Source organism: Streptomyces roseolus (genome assembly GCF_014649855.1).
Classification (GTDB): Bacteria; Actinomycetota; Actinomycetes; order Streptomycetales; family Streptomycetaceae; genus Streptomyces; species Streptomyces roseolus.
Genome location: NZ_BMTV01000067.1, coordinates 1 through 5048, shown reverse-complemented (window position 1 = coordinate 5048; position 5048 = coordinate 1). Strand labels below are relative to the sequence as shown.

Genomic DNA, 5048 nt, shown 5'->3' with positions numbered 1-5048 from the left:
CGTCCAACACCGAGCCCCTGCTCCGTCTCAACGTCGAGGCCCGTGACGCGGCCACCATGGCCAAGGTCCGCGACGAGGTCCTCGCCCTCGTCCGCGCCTGATCCACGGACCCGCGGGGGGCCGCCGCTCGCCGAGCCGCGACTCCCCGCCCCCGGCGGTAGGCTGACCAGCACCGATCACTGGTACGAAGGGACACCGCAATGCCGCTCGAAGCCGGCCTCCTGGAGATCCTGGCCTGCCCCGCCTGCCACGCTCCGCTCGACGACCGCACGGCGGACGAGACCCCCGAACTGATCTGCACCTCCGCCGACTGCGGCCTCGCCTACCCCGTCCGCGACGCCATCCCGGTGCTCCTCGTGGACGAGGCCCGCCGCCCCGCCTGACCCAGTTGCGGGCGGCTCGCCGCCCTGGTTGTGGGCATACGTTCCGCAAGAGCGGAACGGGTGGGCACAACCCTCCAGGGCGGCGCCCGACCTGTCGCACGCCCACCCCGAGCGCCCGGCACCGCACCCGGAGGCCCCATGCTGGACGAGACCCTGCTAGACGCACCGGACGCCCTGGCGACGGCCGACCGGCGCGGCCTCCTCCGTGGCGCCGCCGAGGCCGGCGCCCGGGTCAGGACCGCCGCCCGCCACGCCACCGAGGCCGGCATCGCCGAACTCCGCCCCGAAGGCCGCCCCCGCGCCGTCCTCGTCGCGGGCCCCGGCACCGCCGCGGCCGGCGTCGCCGACCTGATCGGCGCCCTCGCCGGCGCCTCCGCCCCCGTCGTACGCCTCACGCCCACCGGCGTCGCCCCCGCCGCAGGCGCCCTGCGCTGGGCGCTGCCCGGCTGGGCCGGCTCCGTGGACCTGCTCCTGCTGCCCACCACCGACGGCTCCGAACCCGGCCTCGCGCTCCTCGCCGAGCAGGCCTACCGCCGCGGCATCACCGTCGCCGCCGTCGCCCCCGAGGGCTCCCCGCTCTCCGAGGCCGTCACCGGCTCCCGCGGCCTCTTCGTCCCGATGGCGATGGCCCCGCACGAGGAACCCGACGAGTACGGCGAGAACCTCTCCGCCAGCCCCGGCGCCCTCTGGGCCCTCTTCACCCCGCTCCTCGCCCTCCTCGACCGCGTCGGCCTCCTCGAAGCCCCGCCCGAGGCCCTGGAGCGGGTCGCCGACCGCCTCGACCGCACCGCCGAACGCTGCGGCCCCGCCATCGCCACCTACTCCAACCCGGCCAAGACGCTCGCCGCCGAACTCGCCGAGTCCCTGCCCCTCATCTGGACCGAGGGCGACGCCGCGGGACCCGTCGGCCGACGCTTCGCCGCCGTCCTCGCCGAACTCGCCGGGCTCCCCGCCCTCGCCGCCGAACTCCCCGAGGCGCTCCCGGCCCACGGCGTCCTCCTCACCGGCGCCTACGCGGGCGCCGCCGACCCCGACGACTTCTTCCGCGACCGCGTCGACGAACCCCAGGCCCTCCGCGCCCGCGTCGTCCTCCTCCGCGACCGCCCCGCCGGCGGCCTCAGCGCCGCCCCCGCCGCCCGCGAACTCGCCCTCGGCCACGAGACCGCCGTCAGCGAACTCGAACCCGACGAGGGCGACGCCCTGGAGACCCTCGCGGAACTCCTCGCCGTCACCGACTTCGCCGCCGTCTACCTCTCCCTGACGACTTCCGGCCACATGGCCCCCTGACACGGCACGGCGCCCGGAGCACGACACAGGGGCGCGACACACGGCCACGGGCACGCGCACAGGCGCGGCGCACGCCTGCGGGCCACACCGGCGTACGCCCCCGGCCACCCGTACGCCAGGTCGCGGACGCCCGCGTGTCACCCACCCCCTGTCATCTGTCCTCTGGCACCGTCACCGTCACCGCCCCGAGAAGCTGGAAGCCCGCATGGAACGCCTCGTCAACACCGTCCGCCCCTACGCCTGGGGATCCACGACGGCCATCCCGGAACTGCTCGGCACCGCCCCCACCGGCGAGCCGCAGGCCGAGATGTGGATGGGCGCCCACCCCGGAGCCCCGTCCCTCACCCCCCGCGGGCCGCTCAACGAGCTGATCGACGCCGACCCCGTACGCGAACTCGGCGCGGCCGCCGCCGAGAAGTTCGGCCCCCGCCTGCCCTTCCTCCTCAAGGTCCTCGCCGCCGGCGCCCCGCTCTCCCTCCAGGTCCACCCCGACCTGGAACAGGCCCGCGCCGGATACGCCGCCGAGGAGGCCGCCGGCATCCCCGCCGACGCCCCCCACCGCACCTACAAGGACGCCAACCACAAGCCCGAGATGATCTGCGCCCTCACCCCGTTCGAGGGATTCTGCGGCTTCCGCGCCCCCGCCGAGGCCGCCGACACCCTCGCCGCCCTGGGCGTCGACTCCCTCAAGCCGTACGTGGACCTCCTCCACGCCCACCCCGAGGAGGACGCCCTCCGCGAGGTCCTCACGGCCCTGCTCACCGCCGACCCGGCCGAGATGGGCCGCACCGTCGCCGAGGCCGCCGCGGCCGCCGACCGGCTCGGCGGCGCCTTCAGCCCGTACGCCGTCCTCGCCCACCACTACCCGGGCGACCCCGGCGTCATCGCCGCGATGCTCCTCCACCACGTCAGGCTCCAGCCCGGCGAGGCCCTCTACCTGGGCGCCGGCGTCCCGCACGCCTACCTCTCCGGCCTCGGCGTCGAGATCATGGCCAACAGCGACAACGTCCTGCGCTGCGGCCTCACTCCCAAGCACGTCGACGTCCCCGAACTCCTCCGCGTCGTCCGCTTCGAGCCCGGCGACCCCGGCGTGCTCCGTCCCGAGGCCTCCCCGTCGGGCGAGGAGGTCTACGACACCCCCATCGACGAGTTCCGCCTCTCCCGCCTCGTACGCGCCGAGGGCGCCGCCCCCACCGACCTCACCGCCGCCACCCCGCAGATCCTGCTCGCCACCGCCGGACACCCCAAAGCAGGAGAAATCGCCCTCGCGCCGGGCGAATCCGTCTTTGTCCCCGCCGGCGAGCGTGTCGAACTCACGGAAGCGGGCACGGTGTTCCGCGCGACCGTCGTGGCCTGATGCAACAATGACCGGCCGTACCACGGCCACGGCCACCGGCGTCCGGCCGGAGCACCGACGAAGGGAACAGACAGACCCATGAGCGCGTCAGGCGGAACCAAGGCGATCGTGGCGGCCCTCGCCGCCAACCTCGCGATCGCCGTAGCCAAGTTCGTGGCGTTCCTCTTCAGTGGCTCGTCCTCGATGCTCGCCGAAAGCGTCCACTCCCTCGCCGACTCCGGCAACCAGGGCCTGCTCCTGGTCGGCGGCAAGAAGGCCCAGCGCGAGGCCACCCCCCAGCATCCCTTCGGCTACGGCCGCGAGCGGTACATCTACGCCTTCCTCGTCTCCATCGTCCTCTTCTCCGTCGGCGGCATGTTCGCCATCTACGAGGGCTACGAGAAGATCAAGCACCCCCACGAGATCGAGGCCTGGTACTGGCCGGTCGGCGTCCTGGTCTTCGCGATCATCGCCGAGACCTTCTCCTTCCGCACCGCCATCAAGGAGTCCAACCAGGTCCGCGGCGGTCTCTCCTGGAAGGAGTTCGTCCGCCGCGCCAAGGCCCCCGAGCTGCCCGTCGTCCTCCTGGAGGACCTCGGCGCCCTCGTCGGCCTCATCCTCGCCCTCGGCGGCGTCGGCCTCGCCCTCCTCACCGGCGACGGCATCTGGGACGGCATCGGCACCCTCTGCATCGGCGTCCTCCTCATCCTCATCGCGATCGTCCTCGCCGCCGAGACCAAGTCGCTCCTCCTCGGCGAGGCCGCCGGCCTCGACGACGTGAAGAAGATCGAGGACGCCGTCGTCGACGGCGTGACCGTCACCCGCCTCATCCACATGCGCACCCTCCACCTCGGCCCCGAGGAACTCCTCGTCGCCGCCAAGATCGCCGTCCGGCACGACGAGACGGCCACCGAGGTCGCCCGCGCCATCGACGCCGCCGAGGAGCGCATCCGCGCCGCCGTGCCGATCGCCCGCGTCATCTACCTGGAGCCGGACGTCTACAGCGAGTCCGCCGCCGCGGCCGGCCCCGACCCGGCCGCCACCCCCGGCGGAAGCGGCCACTGAGCCCCCCCGCACCACCCCCCGAACACCCTGACGAAGCCCCCGGAGCGCACCGCGCCGCCCCGGGGGCTTCTCCCTGCGGGCCTGCGCCGGGTGGGCCGATCGGTGTAGATTCGAGACCGCCAGACGTCGCTGCTGATGGCGGTCGGGCGGACCCCCCAGGGGACCGGCCGAGGGAGAGAGGGCCTCCGACGACTGCACCGCGAACCACCCGGGCATCCGTATGCCCGCAGGTGCCTCGACCGCGGTGTCAGGCGCCACAATCGACCCTCACCATGCGATCCCACGAGGAGCAGCACCAGTCATGACGACTGCCGCACAGCAGGACTTCAAGGTCGCCGACCTCTCCCTGGCCACCTTCGGCCGCAAGGAGATCACCCTCGCCGAGCACGAGATGCCCGGCCTGATGGCCATCCGCCGCGAGTACGCCGAGACCCAGCCCCTCGCCGGCGCCCGCATCACCGGCTCGCTGCACATGACCGTGCAGACCGCCGTCCTCATCGAGACGCTCGTCGCCCTCGGCGCCGAGGTCCGCTGGGCCTCCTGCAACATCTTCTCCACCCAGGACCACGCCGCCGCGGCCATCGCCGTCGGCCCGAACGGCACCCCGGAGAACCCCCAGGGCGTCCCGGTCTTCGCCTGGAAGGGCGAGACCCTGGAGGAGTACTGGTGGTGCACCGAGCAGGCCCTCACCTGGCCGAACACGCCCACCGGCGGCCCGAACATGATCCTGGACGACGGCGGTGACGCCACCCTCCTCGTCCACAAGGGCGTCGAGTTCGAGAAGGCCGGCGCGGCCCCGGACCCGTCGACCGCGGACAGCGAGGAGTACGCCTACATCCTCCAGCTCCTCAACCGCACCCTCGTCGAGTCCCCGCAGAAGTGGACCCAGCTGGCGTCCGACATCCGGGGCGTCACCGAGGAGACCACCACCGGCGTCCACCGTCTCTACGAGATGATGCAGGCCGGCACGCTCCTCT

The 5048-nt window shown here is 73.7% G+C and carries 6 protein-coding genes; all 6 read left to right on the top strand.

Annotated features, from left to right (window positions below; genetic code table 11):
* Window positions 1-101: hypothetical protein (locus IE245_RS36385; RefSeq protein WP_189955717.1), on the top strand; the 101-nt coding region annotated here is incomplete at its 5' end.
* A 99-nt stretch (window positions 102-200) separates the two neighbouring features.
* Window positions 201-383, top strand: coding sequence for a Trm112 family protein (locus tag IE245_RS36380; RefSeq protein WP_189955715.1), 183 nt, complete (start codon window positions 201-203; stop codon window positions 381-383).
* A gap of 138 nt (window positions 384-521) precedes the next feature.
* Window positions 522-1670, top strand: a complete 1149-nt coding sequence (locus IE245_RS36375) for an SIS domain-containing protein (protein WP_189955713.1) — start codon at window positions 522-524, stop codon at window positions 1668-1670.
* Window positions 1671-1875: 205 nt separating this feature from the next.
* A complete protein-coding gene (manA, locus tag IE245_RS36370) occupies window positions 1876-3027 on the top strand; it encodes a mannose-6-phosphate isomerase, class I (RefSeq protein ID WP_189955711.1) in 1152 nt (383 codons plus the stop codon).
* 78 nt (window positions 3028-3105) lie between these two features.
* Window positions 3106-4071, top strand: a complete 966-nt coding sequence (locus tag IE245_RS36365; RefSeq protein ID WP_189955709.1) for a cation diffusion facilitator family transporter — start codon at window positions 3106-3108, stop codon at window positions 4069-4071.
* Window positions 4072-4372: 301 nt separating this feature from the next.
* Window positions 4373-5048: adenosylhomocysteinase (locus IE245_RS36360; protein ID WP_189955707.1), on the top strand; the 676-nt coding region annotated here is incomplete at its 3' end.